Source organism: Rhodococcus sp. 06-235-1A (genome assembly GCF_002258785.1).
Taxonomy (GTDB): domain Bacteria; phylum Actinomycetota; class Actinomycetes; order Mycobacteriales; family Mycobacteriaceae; genus Rhodococcoides.
In genome coordinates, this window is record NZ_NOYI01000018.1 from 91,973 (window position 1) to 109,538 (window position 17,566).

At 57.4% G+C, this 17,566-nt stretch carries 17 protein-coding genes; 13 read left to right on the plus strand and 4 right to left on the minus strand.

The features are described 5' to 3' along the window. Positions 1–5 precede the first annotated feature (5 nt). The 3 genes from CH275_RS17435 (at position 6) to CH275_RS17445 (ending at position 2,820) form a co-directional block, all read left to right on the plus strand. Complete coding sequence (locus CH275_RS17435; protein ID WP_256991091.1) at positions 6–227, plus strand: ABC transporter permease subunit; 222 nt, start codon at positions 6–8, stop codon at positions 225–227. 754 nt (positions 228–981) lie between these two features. Continuing rightward, entirely contained in the window at positions 982–2,046 is a 1,065-nt protein-coding gene (locus tag CH275_RS17440; RefSeq protein WP_094679599.1) for a DNA cytosine methyltransferase, read from the plus strand. Positions 2,047–2,049: 3 nt separating this feature from the next. After that, positions 2,050–2,820 carry a hypothetical protein gene (locus CH275_RS17445; RefSeq protein WP_143546808.1) on the plus strand — a complete coding sequence of 257 codons (771 nt, stop codon included), beginning with the start codon at positions 2,050–2,052 and terminating at the stop codon, positions 2,818–2,820. Between the two features lie 660 nt (positions 2,821–3,480). Here the strand turns inward: CH275_RS17445 and CH275_RS17450 are convergent. Further along, positions 3,481–4,674, minus strand: coding sequence for a hypothetical protein (locus tag CH275_RS17450; RefSeq protein ID WP_094679601.1), 1,194 nt, complete (start codon positions 4,672–4,674; stop codon positions 3,481–3,483). Positions 4,675–5,068: 394 nt separating this feature from the next. On the opposite strand from CH275_RS17450, the gene CH275_RS17455 reads away from it, so the two are divergent. Continuing rightward, positions 5,069–6,775 (plus strand): DUF262 domain-containing protein, encoded by a 1,707-nt coding sequence (locus tag CH275_RS17455; protein WP_094679602.1) that lies wholly within the window; start codon positions 5,069–5,071, stop codon positions 6,773–6,775. A 90-nt stretch (positions 6,776–6,865) separates the two neighbouring features. Here the strand turns inward: CH275_RS17455 and CH275_RS29530 are convergent, their stop codons facing one another. Further along, positions 6,866–7,096 carry a hypothetical protein gene (locus CH275_RS29530; RefSeq protein ID WP_179276199.1) on the minus strand — a complete coding sequence of 77 codons (231 nt, stop codon included), beginning with the start codon at positions 7,094–7,096 and terminating at the stop codon, positions 6,866–6,868. A 42-nt stretch (positions 7,097–7,138) separates the two neighbouring features. Between CH275_RS29530 and CH275_RS17460 the strand changes: the two genes are divergently transcribed. The 6 genes from CH275_RS17460 (at position 7,139) to CH275_RS17485 (ending at position 13,686) form a co-directional block, all read left to right on the plus strand. Further along, on the plus strand, positions 7,139–7,489 hold the full coding sequence (locus tag CH275_RS17460; protein WP_256991092.1) for an 8-oxoguanine DNA glycosylase OGG fold protein: 351 nt from the start codon (positions 7,139–7,141) through the stop codon (positions 7,487–7,489). A 117-nt stretch (positions 7,490–7,606) separates the two neighbouring features. Then, a complete protein-coding gene (locus CH275_RS17465) occupies positions 7,607–9,316 on the plus strand; it encodes an AIPR family protein (protein WP_143546809.1) in 1,710 nt (569 codons plus the stop codon). A 561-nt stretch (positions 9,317–9,877) separates the two neighbouring features. Continuing rightward, the gene (locus CH275_RS17470; RefSeq protein WP_218828803.1) at positions 9,878–10,912 is read left to right on the plus strand and encodes a DUF262 domain-containing protein; all 1,035 of its coding nucleotides are present in this window, start codon (positions 9,878–9,880) and stop codon (positions 10,910–10,912) included. 644 nt (positions 10,913–11,556) lie between these two features. Continuing rightward, a complete protein-coding gene (locus CH275_RS17475) occupies positions 11,557–12,012 on the plus strand; it encodes an 8-oxoguanine DNA glycosylase OGG fold protein (protein WP_256991093.1) in 456 nt (151 codons plus the stop codon). Positions 12,013–12,109: 97 nt separating this feature from the next. Then, positions 12,110–13,216, plus strand: coding sequence for a serine hydrolase (locus CH275_RS17480; RefSeq protein ID WP_094679605.1), 1,107 nt, complete (start codon positions 12,110–12,112; stop codon positions 13,214–13,216). Continuing rightward, a complete protein-coding gene (locus tag CH275_RS17485) occupies positions 13,213–13,686 on the plus strand; it encodes an ArsR/SmtB family transcription factor (protein WP_094679606.1) in 474 nt (157 codons plus the stop codon). The genes CH275_RS17480 and CH275_RS17485 overlap by 4 nt, the downstream gene beginning before the upstream one ends. A 15-nt stretch (positions 13,687–13,701) precedes the next feature. Here CH275_RS17485 and CH275_RS17490 read toward each other — a convergent pair whose 3' ends face one another. After that, positions 13,702–14,229: a hypothetical protein gene (locus CH275_RS17490; protein WP_094679607.1), complete on the minus strand. Its 528-nt coding sequence runs from the start codon at positions 14,227–14,229 to the stop codon at positions 13,702–13,704. Between the two features lie 264 nt (positions 14,230–14,493). Here CH275_RS17490 and CH275_RS17495 point away from each other — a divergent pair, with 264 nt between their 5' ends. The 3 genes from CH275_RS17495 to CH275_RS17505 are packed head-to-tail and all read left to right on the plus strand — an operon-like array spanning position 14,494 to position 16,453. Further along, positions 14,494–15,165 carry a hypothetical protein gene (locus tag CH275_RS17495; protein WP_094679664.1) on the plus strand — a complete coding sequence of 224 codons (672 nt, stop codon included), beginning with the start codon at positions 14,494–14,496 and terminating at the stop codon, positions 15,163–15,165. A 14-nt stretch (positions 15,166–15,179) separates the two neighbouring features. Beyond that, positions 15,180–15,815 carry a hypothetical protein gene (locus tag CH275_RS29535; protein WP_179276206.1) on the plus strand — a complete coding sequence of 212 codons (636 nt, stop codon included), beginning with the start codon at positions 15,180–15,182 and terminating at the stop codon, positions 15,813–15,815. Next, a complete protein-coding gene (locus CH275_RS17505; protein WP_094679609.1) occupies positions 15,815–16,453 on the plus strand; it encodes a hypothetical protein in 639 nt (212 codons plus the stop codon). Before CH275_RS29535 ends, CH275_RS17505 begins: the two co-directional genes overlap by 1 nt. A 3-nt stretch (positions 16,454–16,456) precedes the next feature. On the opposite strand, the gene CH275_RS17510 is transcribed toward CH275_RS17505, so the two are convergent. Then, positions 16,457–17,566 (minus strand): LLM class flavin-dependent oxidoreductase, encoded by a 1,110-nt coding sequence (locus CH275_RS17510; protein WP_094679610.1) that lies wholly within the window; start codon positions 17,564–17,566, stop codon positions 16,457–16,459.

Below are 17,566 nucleotides of genomic sequence, written 5' to 3' on the forward strand. Positions count from 1 at the left end.
TGAAGATGGCGGCATCACTGCAGGTGAGCTGGCCCGGGTTGGTCCGTCAGATCGTCATCCCTGCGGTGCTGCCAGCGTTTGCGACGACTATGCGGATGACCTTCGATTTGGCGTTCCTGGGGCTGATCCTCGCCGAGATGTTCTCGTCGTCCAGCGGCATCGGATACGAACTCCTGCGCAACGTCAGCCTGTTACGGATGAAAACATCATGGGCACGGTTGTGTTGATCCTTGTGATGGCACTGCCACCCACGATTGCGCTGCAGTGGTTGGAGAGTCGCATCACCTCGAAGTACGGCGGTCGGTGAAGAAGACGCGCACGTCTCTGCGCCCTGTCCGTTCGGGAAGCCTATGTATGTCAGCTCTTAGCCGACATTGCCCGCATAGCCGGTCTGGATGATAGCGCAGGAACTGCTCATTGTTGACCGAGCGTTACGGCTGGTTGCGTCTCAGGTCTTCCACAAGGTGCATCACCATGTGGTCTCACCTGTGCGCACGAAGAGGGCCTAGTAGTCCCTAGCTGCGCCATTGGGTAGGGACGAAAACTAAACCTCCGCGTTGCTTCAGTACACGCAATTCGCGGATACTCCACGCCTTGGCCGCGTATCTGGACGCCGAAGGTCCAACGTGACTCTGGGTGCCCGGTGGATGACGGGCCTGTGCGAACGGTACTGATCTGTGCGTGCCGTCGACCAGTACGAGTTGTGCTGAGCCTTCAACAGCCCTAGAGAGCTGCTCGGAATACGCTGCCTTTACGCCGCGCGACTTCATGGATGCGCTCAAAAACATGGGGTGCGGTCAGTGGAGGACATCGGATCATACGCCGCACCAGAGGTGCTCTACATTTTTCGGCGCAAGTGGCCTATCCAGGACTGCGTAGGCGACCGTTAAATCACGGCAGCGGAACCGGACAAACGACTTCTGACCAGCAGATTCTGCGTGTCTACGCGACTGTGTCGTACCGGTGTGGGATCGTACACGCATGGTCAGCACTAAAGGGGTCGCAATCTCTCTGTTCTCGGGCGCGGGTGGGCTCGATCTGGGCGCAGAAAACGCAGGCTTCGACGTCCGAGCCGCGGTCGAGCGTGACCATGACGCGGCGCTGACGATGGAGAAGAACTTCCCAAAGCTGGCGTCCCCCGTGATCCAGAAGGACATCCTCGACACGACGACTGCCGAAATCTTAGTCGCGGCAGGGCTCAGGAAGGGGCAGCGGCCAGACCTCCTTATCGGAGGGCCTCCCTGCACCCCGTTCTCAAAAAGCGGGTTTTGGCTTGAGTGGAAGCGTTCAGGCCTCGACCCAGACGCGACCCTCCTGCAGGAGTACACCCGAGTGCTTCGCGAATCGCAGCCACGTGCCTTCGTGCTTGAGAACGTGTACGCGCTGACCTACAACAACAAGGCAAGCCGACCTGCGCTTGAACGTCTCATCCAGGAGATCGGCGAAGCCGGGTACGACTACAAGCTCAAGGTGTTGAACGCGGCTGACTACGGCGTGCCGCAAGCGCGCCCACGCCTGTTCATCATCGGCATGCCCAAGGGCAAGAAGGTCCCAGATCACCCCGAGCCGTCCCATGGCGGTAACTGGGAGCGTCGATCGAGCGGCAACGTCGAGAGGCCGTACGTGACGACCGGGCAGGCGCTAGATGGTCTAGTCACCGATCCTGAACGCGAGGAGGTCATGGGCGGCCAATACGGGCGTCTGATCAACGAGATACCGCCAGGTGGAAACTACCTGCACTACACCGAGGAAAAGGGTCACCCAGACCCACTGTTCAAGTGGCGCAGTCGATACTGGTCGTTCCTGCTCAAGCTCGACCCGAACAAGCCATCGCCCACGATTCAAGCGCAACCAGGCCCGAACGTCGGCCCGTTCCACTGGGAGAATCGTCGGCTGCGCGTTGCAGAGGTAAAGCGACTGTTTACGTACCCAGATGAGTTCGAACTCGTCGGCACACGCGGAAGTGTGCAGGCGCAGCTTGGCAACTCGGTGCCACCATTGCTGGCTCAACGTGTGCTTGAACAAGCGAAGAAGGCGTTGAGATAGTTGGTGGCGGGCTCAGCAGACACCAGTAGAGATTGGTCGGATTTCCTAAAGTGGCCATGGATCCAGGAGAACATTCTGTGGATCATCGGCGCACTTCCAGTAGTTCTGGTCGGTTATCGCCTGTTCTTCGTCTCGGTTGGCGATCCGGTAACGCTGAGATTGCTTGTTGCCAATCTTGATGTCATGCAGATTCTGATGGTGACGGCGCTAACCCTGTTGCCGATCTTTCTGTTCTATTCTTCATTCGTCGTGATGGAGAGAGCGACCAGAGAAGTCCCCGGTGAGAACTTGCCGGGATGGACGTTCTCACTAGTGCTAATATTTCTGCTGATTGCGGCCTTTACAATGAACCTTGTCACACTGATAGGTGCGTCGACGGGGATTGCAATCTTCTTTACCCTTGCCGCGGGCTACAATTTCTGGCGGGTAAGAAAAAGGGGGCTTCAACGCAATATCATTTTTGGCGGATTCCTAATTACGTTCTCCGTGTTACAGTCTTTCATCGCATCCAGCACCCATTGGATACCAGCAGAAAATTACTTCCTCTCGTCGGGCGAGAAAAAGTCTGGTTATGAACTGACTTCCGACGATGAGTCAGTGACTGTGCAGTGGATACTCGGTGGTTCTGCGCGCTTAGATAAAGAAGAAATCGAAAATAGAGAACTCTGCATAAAAAAAGCAGAGCGCAATACGCTGTTGTTTATAGTAGCCCCGTCCATGCAGCACAACCCGGGTTGCGCTGAGAAACCGACATCGCCTGAACAGGGTAAGTGACCAGCCGTCGCTACTGCGCCTCCGTCACTCACTGGTGATCCAGGGATTCACGCTGGTCGAGACAATCGGGGCTATTGGAGTTACGACGCGGAACCTATCGATCACCAGCGGCGGGACACTGTCGCCATCGCGACGCCGTATCGCTGATCTGCGTCTAGGTAGTCGCCCCGCCTCCCCAAAGTACCCGAATCGTCCGGTCTCGGGGGGGCAACCAGCTTCAGAAACTCGACGCGACTAGACAGAACGTTTGCGGAAAGGCATAACTGCATCGAGAATTTTTGAGCTATGGGCAGTGACGAGCAAGAGGCCAAATGCACCCGCACCTCAGCCGGTGTCTGCTCGATTTAAAACACATCGGCCACACCATGGCTCTGTAGAGCGGTGCCCCGAAGAATAGGAAACCGACCAAAAGTGCGCTCGGAAACCGGATGGAACAAACACCATCACTCTGTTGGATCGACAATACGCTCGCCAGCACCTGACGAAACCTCCAGCTGGAACAAAGACCGAAGAGTCGTCGAGAACTCGCTACCACTTTAGCGGTCGTAGGTAGTCACCACGGCGTTGACCGCAGCCTGCAGAGGTCGGTGTGCGACAACCGAGGCGCCGAGCCGCCCCGGCGGGGCCTCGGTGTTACCGGCGAATTGGTCGGCACGAACATCAGTGCATGGCGTCTGCCAGGCTATCTTTCCAGTCTGAGGTAATACGTTGCATCGGTGCCAGTCGGTCCGAGAAGTCCCTGTGCCTCGTTAGTGTCTCGGTCAGGTGGTACCGAAACTGCCAGCGGCCGGTCGGCGAGTAGAGGCACGCAGCCACGACATCGAACTGGTCGACGCGGTAGTAGCGGCTCGCAGGATCGTTCTGCGAGGCCCTTGTCTTCTGCACTTCAACTTTTATGTCTCCATTGGCGTACATCATGGGACTTGCGTTCTTGCACTCCACCTTCCAGCTAGTGCCGTCGACCATCGTTACATCGAAGTCGTGCATTGCGTCCTGGTCTAGTCTGGTCGCGCGAGCGACCGTCGGACTGGCTTCGAGCAGGCGCTCAAGGTGATGCTCGGCGACTCCTCCGCGGACCGCGACCTGCAATCTATTGCGTGTCGCGATAATGTGCAGGATCTCAGCACTGGTGAGGCCAAACTCCTGTTCCAACGCATGAAGACCTTCTGCGGTGGTCTCGCCTTCGGCTGCGGCCGCCAGCTTAGCCGCGTTGTAACGCAGGGCGTGGTCCAGGCCAAGGTCAGTGGCGCGGCGCTCGAGGCGTGCATAGTCGAGCAGTCGGTCGGGGGTAAAGGCGACGATCGTCTCAAGAGCGGAAGGGCCGCCGCGGGGAGCATCGCGCTTGCTGCCTGGCTTGTTCTCCCTCTCCCACACATGCCAGCTGGTCTCCAGAGCCAAGCTCATATCCGCGACCTTGGCGTAGAACGAAATGCCCATTGGGAGCGGGTCGTAAAGCGAGGGTTGAAGACCTACCAGTACGCCAGCTTCGACATCGACGCCAACCACCAGGGTGATGTCCACCCCGGCGATGTCCTTGCCGAGGGGGTGTTCGATCTTCCACGATTCTTCCGATCCGTACCTCACCTGCCCGCGAACTTCATCGTTTGGCCGGTTGCGCGTGGTTTTGCGCGTCATCCGGAACGGATAGACCAGCAAACCAAGACGATCACCATGTCTGTCCTGGACTCCGAGGTACACAGGCGCTCGATTCGACGCGCTGGCATACAAAACCCTTCCGCCGGCCGCCGCGACCGCCGCGACAAGCAGCTGGTGAATATCCTTCCTTCTGCTTGAGACCGAGTAAACGCGCGCGTAGGATCGCCCGGCTAGATCGTTGGCAGTCGGTTCGGCCACTGCTGTCCTCCCTCAACTTCATCATGTAGTGCCTCTTCAAGCGACTGGCCGTAAGCACGTTCGCCACACCGCCGCAGCTTGAACCACTGCTGCTGGTCGGCATGGGAAGCTTACGGGCATGGTAAGTACCGACGGAGTCGCGACCTCGCAATTCTCCGGGGCGGGCGGGCTCAATCTGGGCGCAGAAGAAGCGGGCTTCGACGTCCATACCGCGGACGAGCGAGAGGCTGCGTTCCCCATAGAGAAGAGCTTCCCGGCGCTGGCATCTCCAGACATCCCACGACTCTGCTGGGGACGAAATCCTGCGGAATGCTGGTCTGACGCTCGGGCAACGCCCAGATAGTCAAGCCGATGAACGGCAATACCCAGAAGTGGAAAATAGAGATGAGGGTTCATGAAAGTCAAGAGTGACGATAAAAATATTGGCGATCTTCTGAGTTCTGCATTCTTCAAGGTACCTCGATTTCAACGTCCATTCGAATGGACCGCAGCCGAAATAGACGAATTCTGGGATGATCTGAACGACGCCGATTCGGATTACTTCATCGGATCGATGGTCCTTTTTCAAAGCACCCACGGCATACAGGGAATAGTAGATGGCCAGCAGCGGCTCACAACTATAACGCTTCTCTTGTGTGAACTCAGGGATGCTTTTCGCGCAAATTCGCTTCCCGATGAGGCAGCTGGTCTTCAACAGTTGATCGAGCGGCCAAGTATTCGAGATAATCAAAGACATTTCGTGCTACAAAAAGACCAGGATAGCCCCTACCTGCGGCATTTACAGCAAGACATGGTTTCGGACACAGAACCACAGCCGGCAGATGGCGAAAGTCTCATCAAAAAAGGCTCAGCTCGGATTCGTACCCACTTGTCGGGGGCATTGCAAGGGAACCTTGCGCAGAAACAAAAGAAGCTCACTGAATTGCGAGAACAGATCCTGGGACTGCGTCTCGTGACGATCGAGGTTGACAACGAAGAAGACGCCACAGTAATATTTCAAACACTTAACAGTCGTGGTCGCGACCTTGAAACCGCGGATTTAGTAAAAAGTCACCTTCTGTCACATTTGCGCGCAGGCAATGCCCAGAACGACATACCGCGCGAGCGTTGGAACACAATCCTGAACGAATTCGACCAATCGAGCGCCGAATTGCCAGTCGACCGATTCTTGTTACACAGTTGGCTGTCCCGAAGGGACTACCTTGCCCAGGCGGCGCTTGGAAAGAGCGTACGAAAAACCGTAAAACGAAATCAGGCTCAAAAATTTCTTGACGAACTCGTGCTGGATTCCCGCCTTTACCGGGAAATTCACGAACCTGCAGCACGTTCTACATGGGCACTTGAAGAACTCCCGCTCAGGCAATCGTTGCAAGCACTTCAAGTATTTCGCGTCAAACAGCCTCTCCCCTGGGTATTGGCCCTATGGCGCGAGTACGACCAAGGCCTGCTGAGGCTAAAGTACGTCCTGCCGGCAATCCAAGCGGTTGAAAGGTTCCATTTCATTAATACCGCAGTCACGAACTCGCCTTCCTCGGGAGGAGTTTCTAAAATGTACGCATCTCACGCACGGCAGATTACGGCAGCTCGTAGCGTGAACGCAAAAGCAAAAGTAATTCGAGAAATGAATGCAAAGCTGGCATCTTCCGATAGGCTACCCTCTCTCGATCAGTTCTCGGCAGACTTTCGACGAATACGGAATTCCAAAGTCTTTACCAAACAGGCTCGATTAACTCGTTACATTCTAAATTCACTACATGACAGTCAATCCGCTTCACCCGCAGACCCCAACAGAATGACGATTGAACACCTGGCTCCTCAGTCTGCCAAACAACCTGGGGTCGGGCTTTTGGATGCTGCAAAAATTGGAAACTTGCTGCTCGTACCCCAAGACTTAAACAATCAGATGGATACCAAGACTTTCAGCGAGAAGCTATCCATGCTGCAAGCGTCTGCCGCAAAAGGGCTATATGTCGACGATAGTATCCTCAACGCTACCCAATGGACGAAAGCAGAAATTGACAGTCGATCCACCGAGATGGCTAAGCATGCATATGAGACAGTTTGGTCGATTAAAAAATTGATAATTCCGGGTTCAAAATAAACTGGCACTGCAAACTTGGAGAGCGAATCCGCGTGCACTCGGTCAACGCGCCGAAAGTCAACCACCCCGCCACTCACCGCGGGATGCCCGTCAAATGACACCATTAGGCGCGATGCTGCGGAACAGGGCTACGTCGACCCAGGTCGGGAGCGCGCCAGCCGATTGCCCGGATGCCCACGCGCCTGCCGACCGGGAACCTGCGACGTCCGAGATGCCGCCGAGCAACTCTTGCAGCAACATCGGCCCTTCGAGGGCTGCGAGAATGTAGTACTTCACGTCGTCGGGCAAGTCATTGTCCGCGTCGATGGCGTCGATCACCACGTCTGCGAGGGGTCTGTCGACAGCTGTGTCCGCAACCGCGTCATGCCCGACCATCCGAACTCGACCTGGTCCGGCTGGCCCGATGCCCCCGGCGTCGGAATGTCCCTGATGGCCACGTTCCTGTGGGCGGTGAAGGCATCGGTCTATGGCGGTCCTGCGCAGCTGATCGACCAATACGCCGTTTGGACACTCATCCACGAAGGATGGCTCGAAAATCCGTCCGTCACCGGATTCACTCGACGCCGCTTCGACCGCTACGTCGAACTCAACACCACATGGGCCACCGACATCGGCACCAGCCCCGAACTCGTCGAGATGTGGCTCGTGCAGCGCTGGAGCGCCCGGCTCAACGAAGCACGTCACGGTCGCTACACCGCACCCACCCTGTTCTGAACATCTCAATCGGTTCGTTTTCCTACACCCCATTGCTGGGAAGCATATGCTCACAGCAACCCAGTCAAGACCTAGTAAATTCCCAACTCGTGCCGGGACGAAAGGTAGTGTCAAGAGTTGTCTGCGAACGATGTGATATTGCTGAACGAAATGATCGACCAGGACCAAAAACGCCTAGCGCCGGACTCCAGTCGTAGCGACCATGAAACATTTTTCGCCGCCAAACAGTACCTGCGTCACTATAAACCGACTAACGATGACCTACTATCCGGAATAGTCGATGGAAGGCATGATGGTGGGATCGATGCGGCCTACATTTTTGTTAATGCACTTGCTATCACAGATGATGTACCAGTAGCCCCGCTCGGGAGGAATGCGACACTTGATCTCTTTATATTTCAGGTAAAGAATTCCAGAAGTTTTGGCGAGGATGCGATAAATAAACTTTCCCTGGCACTTCCACAGTTGCTCGACTTCGGACGCGACGAGCAGGCTCTGAGTAGGGGATTTAACCCCAAGGTAATTGAGATAACCCGCCGATTCCTCGCCGTATATCGAGCATTGGAAATGCCCAGCCTCCGGGTGTATATAGTTTTTGTTTCTCTAAAAGCGGACCACGTTCATCCGTCAACGCGAGAAAAGTCCGAGGACCTGGAACGTGCCCTATTCGACTGCTTCCGGGGTTGCGCTCCTTCCATCGACTTTGTCGATGCAGCCGATCTAGCAGACATGGCCCGCGATAAGCCAACAACCACTCGGAATCTTGCACTAGCAGAGAACCCAATATCGACCGATACAGTCGGTGGTTACATCGCGGTAGTCAAGCTAAAAGCTTACGAGGACTTCATAACCAGCGAGTCCGGTGAGATAGATGCATCATTGTTTGAGGCAAACGTGAGGGACTATGAGGGTGATACCTCGGTCAACCGGAGCATTCAAGACTCACTAGACAAGGTCGACCACGAGACGGACTTCTGGTGGTTGAACAACGGGGTTACAATTGTGGCAAACCGTGTTCAGCCCGCAAACAAACTTCTCGAACTGGATTCTCCCCAGGTCGTTAATGGGCTTCAGACGTCAAACGAGATCTACAAGCGTAGTAGGCGTGGCGATACAGAACTGGACCAACGCAGCCTTTTGGTGAAAGTAATTCAAGCCACCAACCCGAAAGTGCGAGACCGCATCATTCGCGCAACCAATAGCCAGACTGCGCTGGGCCCAAGCGCCCTCAGATCAACCGACAAGGTTCAAAGGCAGATCGAAGAATACCTAGCGAAACAGAATTTATACTACGAAAGAAGAAGAAACTTTTACCAAAATAGAGGAATACCGCTCGCCAGCGTGGTTTCGATTGATCAGATGGGGCAAGCCTTACTAGCCACATTGGTGCAAATGCCTCACGTGGCACGCGGAAGCCTCTCAAAGATCTTCGAGGAAGACTTATATGATTTGCTTTTCTCGCCGCAACATCCGGTCGCAATATTTTCGGTTGCAATCAATGTAATTCGTAAATGCCAGGACTTTCTCAAGCATGGACGAGGCCCTGAAACTGACATTGACGATTTCTGCTACCACCTCGCGATGTTGGCGATGATTGCTCTTACCCGCAGAAACCGACCAAGCACATCCGAGGTCGCAAAGTTGGAAGCAGTAGAAATCACGCACGGCGAACTTTCGACACTTATGCGAATTATTGAGTCGGAATACACAAAATTCTCAAGAAATTCGGGCGAGGTGCTCCTCGATCGCGTTGCAAAGAGCGAGGCCGTGACAAAGGCGCTACTGGAGCGAGGGCGTAAATACCTACTATCGACTTCCACTCGCTGAGGAAGATTAAGAATTGGTAATTGTGAAGTATTCCTACTCCATGCACGGCGGATGGTTCGACGACCCGTCCGTTAACAGATCCTCCCGTGTTCATTACGGCGAACTCATAAAGCTTGGCCACCGATATCGGCACCAGACAAACAGTGGCTAGTATGAGCGCTGGAGCGCCCAACTGGACGGAGCACGGCACGGCCGCTACACCTCGCCCACCCTAGTCCTGAACAAGGGAGCTAGGGTCCCGCCAATTTCAAGTGCTTCGATCGGCCTTGTAATACGGATAGAAAATTCTCGGTTCGCGACCGGCCGGATATGGTGATGTCATGGACTGAGATGACCAGGAAGTCTGCACAAGACGGACGAACGCATAGGGTTCTATATAGCTAGAACAAGGTTCTTGCAACTGAAAGGATACAGTCTGGATCTCAGACAAAATGGGCCGGCGTGCCGTTCGAGACACAAATATCAATAGATACCCACCTAATTATGGGATACAAACCAACAACGAGCGCGCAACTTAGCTCGCAGTCAAAACCATCGATTACTTTCATAGAAGGGGTATCAGTGGCCACTACGTCAATACTTCAACAATACAAAATTCACGACTTTCTCGGCTGGGACGAGGACCAGACGTTAATAATTAATCGGGATTTTCAGCGCCGAGAAATATGGGCACCCACCGCGAAAGTCATGCTGATTGACACCATTCTTCGGGGTATGCCGATGCCCAAGATCTATCTGCGCACGAAAATTGACCTCACAACAAAAAAGTCTCTCAGAGAGATAGTTGATGGCCAACAGCGAATACGTTCCATTATCGAGTTTGCTGCGGGGGATCTTAGACTGACTAGGCGCGCCGAAGAGTTCGCCGGATTAATATATGATGACCTTTCAGAAGAGCAACAAGAGGCGTTCTTGACGTATCCAATTGCCGTAGACCAGCTAGTTAATGCCGATGATACAGACGTTCTTGAGGTATTCGCTCGGTTGAACTCATATACAGTTTCCTTGAGTCCCGCAGAAAAAAGACATGCTAAATTCCAGGGGGAATTCAAATGGGAGGTAGTTCGCTCTGCGGTGAGATGGCGGGTATTGTGGGATGTATTCGGAGTAATTCAAGGTCGAGACCGATTGAGAATGAAGGACGATGAGTTAATGGCAGAGATTTATGGAGTCGCAATTGAAGGACTTCAAGATGGAGGCGCTTCGCGCATTGACTCACTATACCAAAAATACGATGATGAGATTCCGAATGCCGGTGAAATACGGTCAAAAGTCGATCGAGTCTTAGAACAGATCGTGGATAAATTCGGATCTATAATTCGCGAGACCGAAATTCGGCGGTCGACGCAGTTTCTTACTTTGTTCGCAGCCATGTCCCGAGTCGACGACCAAAAATCTAGAATTGATGTCGAGTCCGCGCGAAATCGACTTAGAGAATTAGCATCCGCGATCGACGAGGGGGTGACATCCGGGAAGTATGCGGGATTTGTTAGTGCGTCAAAGGGATCTACACAAAGGATATCAACCCGCCAAATCAGGGCAGGTGCCTACTACTGGGCGATAACCGGACAGGATAGAATTGAAAAATTCGGTTGAGTATGCAGGAACTAAGTCAACTAAGCAACAACTTCATAAAGAGAAGCCGAGCTATTGATGCAAGATTTATAAGTTTCAATTGGGACCTCACCACCTACGTCCAAGTTGAGATGACCACCTACTGTGCCATCTCGCTTTACTCCGAATGGGAGAAGTTCATTGAACGGCTAATTTTCTGTTCGGCCGCTCGCCGGCCGTCGACTCGGTCCGGAATAAAGCTACCTTTCGGCCTTTTGGTCGAAAAGCATGGCGACTACCAAACCGCCCTAACCTGGGCATGCTCACCAATAAAAAGAAAAAAGCCGGCCACAATATATTGGGGAAATGCCAATAAGTCAATTATGATAGCGAAAAACTTGGGGGTGGCAAATCTAGCGGAGATCACATCTAGCCTGGGGTCTGTCGACTCGAAGGCTGAGGAGGTTAGACTCGTACGAAACTTTGTATCTCACCAAAACCGCGACACATTCAGCAAGTGTTCGTCCGTAGCCGCTATATCTGGTCTCGCCGATCTCCCTGGCTGGTGTGGCCAGATCGTATCTGGCGGGCATACACGCTTTTCGTCCTGGTGTAGAAACCTTGAGACGATGTCGGTTGCAGCCACTCGCTAGGTTTCTGCAGAAAGCCATCGGCACCGCAGAGCGATGCGCCGATTCCCGGACGTCATAAATCCGCACCTCAGCCGCCCCAACGAGAACCCAGTCGCCAAGACTCTCGCTGTCCTCGACAGCTGCGTCCGCAACCGCGCAGTGCCCGACCATCCGAACTCGACCTGGTCCGGCTGGCCCGATGCCCCCGGCGTCGGAATGTCCCTGATGGCCACGTTCCTGTGGGCGGTGAAGGCATCGGTCTATGGCGGTCCTGCGCAGCTGATCGACCAATACGCCGTTTGGACACTCATCCACGAAGGATGGCTCGAAGATCCGTCCGTCACTGGCTTCACGCGTCGCCGCTACGACCGCTACGTCGAACTCATCACCCACTGGGCGACCGACCTCGGCACCAGCCCCGAGCTCGTCGAAATGTGGCTCGTGCAGCGCTGGAGCGCCCGACTCAACGAAGCACGACACGGTCGCTACACCGCACCAACGTTGTTCTGAGCAGCCAGTTCAGAGCAATTCCGTTCAGGTCTTGCGGCGTCGAACAGCCCGGTCTATGGTTATTCCGGAATTACGGAATAACGGATGGGAGAACTCGATGCGACGCTCGACCTGGATCTCGGCAGCCTGTGCAGCTGCGCTGTTGGTGGGCGGATGCGGCACCAACACGGACGCAACTGCAGCGACCACCACTACCCCGACGCCGGAGAACTGCGCTCCCGTCACGTCCACCGACCTCGCCACCGAGGACGGATGGATCGGACTGATCGATCAGGCACCCGACACCGTCAGCCTCGTCATCGACGACGGCCGTGGCCGAACCGTCGAACATCGGGCCGACCAAGAGCAGGTACTCGCATCCGCGATCAAGGTCGTGCATCTCGCCGCCTACGCCCAGGCAGTCGCGAACGGCACCATCGACCCCAACGAGCAAGTGGCCCTCTCGGATTGGGAACGCTGGTACGTACCCCGCACCGACGCCAATGCACATCCGAATGCCTTGACCCGATTGGGAATTGCGAACACCGGCACCAACGCAACCGACCCCAATGCCACGGTTCGCATCGACGACATGGTCTCGGCCATGATCCAAGAAAGCGACAACTCGGTTCCCGACTACCTCCGCTACCGACTCGGCGATCAGGCCCTCGTCGACGCCGCAGCAACCGGAGGTTGGGAGAACTTCGAGCTACCGAGCATGGTGGCCGACATGCTCTCGGTCTTCGATCCCGAAATCGCCGATGCAGATACCTGGGAGACCGCTCAGAAGTGGGCATTCGAGCCGCAGTTCCGGGCCCAGGCCGAGGCGTCCGTGCAAGTGCCGACCTACGAGGACCAGGTATCCAGGGTCGAGAGCAGTTTCCGTGGCGGTTCGGCCGAAGAATTGAACGGTATGTATCGCGCCTTCACGGACGGCACTTATGGCAACGCATCCGACACCATTCTGCGCCAACTGGAATGGCAACCCGCCGGCGACAGCGTCCGCGGTATCGGCTTCAAAGGGGGCAGCCTCCCCGGTGTCCTGACCCAGGGATTCGAGTTGCGCCGCAACGACGGAACAGTCGCCACGGCCGTGTGGCTCACCGATGGCCTCCCCGCGGACAGATTCGAGCATGCGTATGCAGGAGCCGGCGTACAGCAGCAACTCATCGTGGAGGCGATGCTCTCGCCCGAGGTTCTCGACCGGATAGCCTGCGTGGTGTGAGCGCAGAGTTCGAGTCGAGACTGGCAGAGCTGGAAGCCCGCGTCGCCGAGTTGGAACGACGCGACGCTCCCGAGCAGCCAGAGGCCAGGGAGACAACAGGAGGCATGATCGCCTATCAAGGCGACGTGCATCTGTACGGCACGGTCCGTTGGGACATCGGCTACTCCCCCGACGCCATCGTGGAGTTACCCGTTCCGTCGGCATCAGAAGTGCTTGCGGCTCTGGGACATCCGGTGCGGTTGCAAATCGTGCGGACACTGCTGCGCGGCCCGGCGAACGCTGCGGATCTGCACGCGGCGGTGGGAGTCGGCTCCTCCGGTCAGATCTATCACCACCTCAAGACGCTGAGTTCGGCGAACATCGTCGAGCAGCAGGGTCGCGGCGACTATCGAATCGCCGCGAAACGCGTCGTGCCAGTGCTTGTTTCGATGCTCGCTGCTGCCGATATCGCCGGTGACCTGGGAACCTAGGGTCACCGAAACAGGTCAGGGAACGACCACCACGCCAACACCGGGGAGAAGGGTGTCGAGGTACGGGGAGCCCCACTGACCGCCGTTCGAGTAGTCCCGGGTATGCGTCACCGTCACCACGACGGGACCCGAGCCGGTGTTCGCGACCACCTCGAGCGGAAGATCTTCCCGTCCGTAGGGTCCCTCGGGCGACGGTGTCGGATCGTCCTGCCAGTGCCGAAGGTCGGCGGCACCCGTTGCTCCCGTCGCCAAGTTCCGCCAGCTCAGATTGAGATACCGGTAGGGATACTGATCGGCGAACGGGGCGATGTTCGCCGCAGAGAAGCGGGCAACACCGGGCTCGTCGCCCACGGTGGCTTTCATCGGAATGGTCTGGAAGAAGCCACCGGGGACGGCTCCAGGAGCGATCTGGAACCCGGTCACGATCGGCACCTGCAGATTCGTCACCTGCGGGGCCGCAGCAGCCGTGCCCGCTCCGATACCGAACACCAAGGGAACAGCGAGTGCCGTCGCTACTACCGCTTGCCGCAATGACTTTCGCATACTGCATGCCTTTCGTCGATGTCACACAACGTGATTCCAGACAAGAACGAGTCCCACACCAGGCGTCTCAGGTTGAAGCTGAAACATCAACTGGTTCTTGAGTGTTCCGTCGTTTTCACCCTCGCAGGCGAAATGTCCGATAGTCCAGCCGTATACCGATTCGTGACGCGGTCGTGACACGAAAGACGTTAACAGACCACTCGGACCGTTCGATTTAGTTGCCAAGAGGTGATGCACTTCGCAGCCACCGGTGAGGACGAACGAATGAGGCAAGTCCGAAACATCGTGGCCATGTGTGCCCTGGTCGCCGCGACCACCCTGGGAACCACCGCGTGTGGTTCCCAGGAGCCGACCAGCACCGATCCAGCGCCGGTCACCAGCGCAGCGCCCGCTCCGTCAGCCGCCGACTCCCCCGACGTGGGCGGTGGCACCGGAACGGACGGACCAGCGGTCGAGGCTCCGGAGAACGCGACTCCGGCATCGGAGCTACCCGCCGATGCGGGACCCGCTGCCGTGCCACCCGCCCCGAACCGTGACGACGTCAACGTCGACGCACGCGACTTCGAGGTAGACGGTGGCCAGTACTTCTTCCAGTCCCCCAGTGGAAATGTCTTCTGCGCATTCGGTTCGGTCAATGCACCAGGAACCATCGTGGGCTGCCAAGTTCGATACTCGGTACCCGGCAACACCGGCCGGGAATGCCTCAATACCGAGAACAACACCTACGGGGTGCAGATCCGCGAAGGCGGCACCGTCGAACAGATCTGCACCAACCAGGGGATCTTCTTCGGCGGAAATCCCGGTCCCCGAGTTCTCGAATACGGCCAGGTCATCGGAGTGACGGGCAACTTCTGCCGGTCCACCGAAGCCGGCATCACCTGCTACGACGGCGACAGAGGCTTCATGATCTCCCGCGACGTCAACATTGCTTTCTGATGAAGGAGCTCCGAATGTTTCGAAGAACTGCTCTGCTCGCGGCCACTGCCGCCCTCGCCTTCGTGCTGACGGCCTGCGGTGGCGAGGACGCCCCCGCGGCCGCACCGGCCCCAGCTCCCAGCGCCGCATCGCAGATTCCCGCGCCGCCCCAGGTGACCATTGCAAACCCCCCGGTCGAGACCACGGACACCGCCTCCGCACCGGAGGCCACCGATCCAGCGCAGAACCCCGCGAACCCCGTGAACAACACCGCACCGATCACACCCGTCGACCCGGCCCGCTACACCGCGTACGGCGACCAGGTCGGGTGGAAGTCCCCCTCGGGCAAGATTTATTGCAAGATCGGCGCGTTCGAATTCTCGTCCGGTTGCCAGTCGGGAGATGCTCCAGTACCGGACGGCGCGAACTGCGTCAACCCGTCGTTCACGATCGACCAGCTCAGTAAGGGCTTCTACATGTCGCCGGGGAAGGTGACACCGACCTGCTTCAACCAAGGCGAATTCGGCGTCGAGAACGCGCAGACGTTGGAATACAATACCTCCATCACGTTCAATGGGATGACGTGCTTTTCCCGTGTCGAAGCGATGATCTGCGACGCGGGCGGCGGACACGGATTCGTGTTGTCGATGCAGCAAGCGACGTCGAACTGATGACGCGCAACAGGATTCGCACCGTTGTCTCCGCCCTGGCCATCACATGCGCCGGGTTGGCCCTGATGGGATGTGGCAGTTCGGACGCACCGACGGATGCAATGCCGTCGGTCATCCCCACTAAGGTCGGGGGTGCGCCGACTGCATCGAACGACGCGTCGCCACCGGTCTCCAGCGTTCAGCCCCCGATCAGCAGTGAACCCGACTCCGGTTCTGTCACAACACCATCGACCGAGACAACACCGATCACCCCGGTCGATCCCACCCGATACGCCGCGATCAACAACGAAGTCGGCTGGAAGTCGCCGTCGGGCAACGTCTATTGCAAGCTCGGGTCCACGGAGTTCTCGTCGGGCTGCCAGGCCACGGACGCTCCCGTGCCCGACGGCGCGGACTGCGACAAGCCACCATTCTCGGCCGACGAAATGAGCAAGGGGTTCTTCCTGGACCCGGGCAGAGTGACGCCGATGTGCTTCAACCAGGGCGCATTCGGAGTCGAGAACGCTCAGCCGTTGAAGTACAACACATCGATTTCGTTCAACGGTTACACCTGCTACTCCCGAGTCGAGGCCATGATCTGCGACGCGGGTGACGGACACGGATTTGTGCTGTCAATGCAGCAGGCGACCTGGAACTGACAACTACACCCGGCGCGCAGGAACGGTGATTCCTCGTGCGTCGAGGATGGGCCGCACTCCCTCGGCGAAGTGGTACGCCTCCTCCAGGTGCGGGTAGCCCGAGAGGATGAACTCGTCGAACCCGGCGTCGTGGTATTCGCCGATCAGGTTCGCGACCTCCTCGTGCGAACCGACAAGAGCCGTACCTGCGCCGCCACGAACCAGGCCGACACCGGCCCACAGGTTCGGGTAGATCTCGAGCGAATCCTTGCTGCCACCGTGCAACGCGGCCATCCGGCGCTGCCCCTCGGACTGCGAGGACGAGTGCAGCGCGTGTGCCTGAGAGACCTGCTCTTCGGGAAGCTCGTCGAGGAGCTTGTGGGCGACGGCCCAGGCCTCTTCGGACGTGTCACGGCTGATGGTGTGCAAGCGAATGCCATAGGTGAGCTTGCGGCCCTCGGCATCAGCGAGCGCCTGCACTTTCTCGATCTTGGCGCGAGCATCGGCCGGCGGCTCGCCCCACGTCAGGTACGTCTGCACCCGCTTGGCAGCGACGGCAAGAGCCGGCTCGGATGAACCGCCGAACCAGAACTCCGGCAACGGATCCGGCGCTTCGGACACCCGCGCATCGGCGACCTTGAAGAACTCACCCTCGTGGTCCACCGACGGCTCGGTCCAGATCCGTTGCACCAGTTCGAGGAACTCATCGGTGCGGGCGTAGCGCCGGTCGTGATCGATCCAATCCCCGAACCGCCGCTGTTCGACATCGTCGCCCCCGGTGACGATGTTGAACAACACCCGCCCCTCCGAGAACCGCTGCAACGTCGCGGCCTGCTGCGCCGCCAACGTGGGCGGCGTGAGGCCGGGACGGAAAGCAACGAGGAACTTCAGCCGTCGGGTGCTCTGCAGCAACGCGGCCGTCGTCAGCCATGCGTCCTCGCACCACGTTCCCGTCGGGGTCAACACACCCTCGAAATCGAGTCGGTCTGCGGCTTGAGCGACCTCGGTGAGGTAACGCAACGATGGGCGACGAAACCCGGCCGGTTCGCGGAGGTTACCGGATGCGTGGGACGCGCCGACGATGGACCGGCCGTCGCCTGCGGTGGGAAGGAACCAGAAGATGCGTGCGGTCAC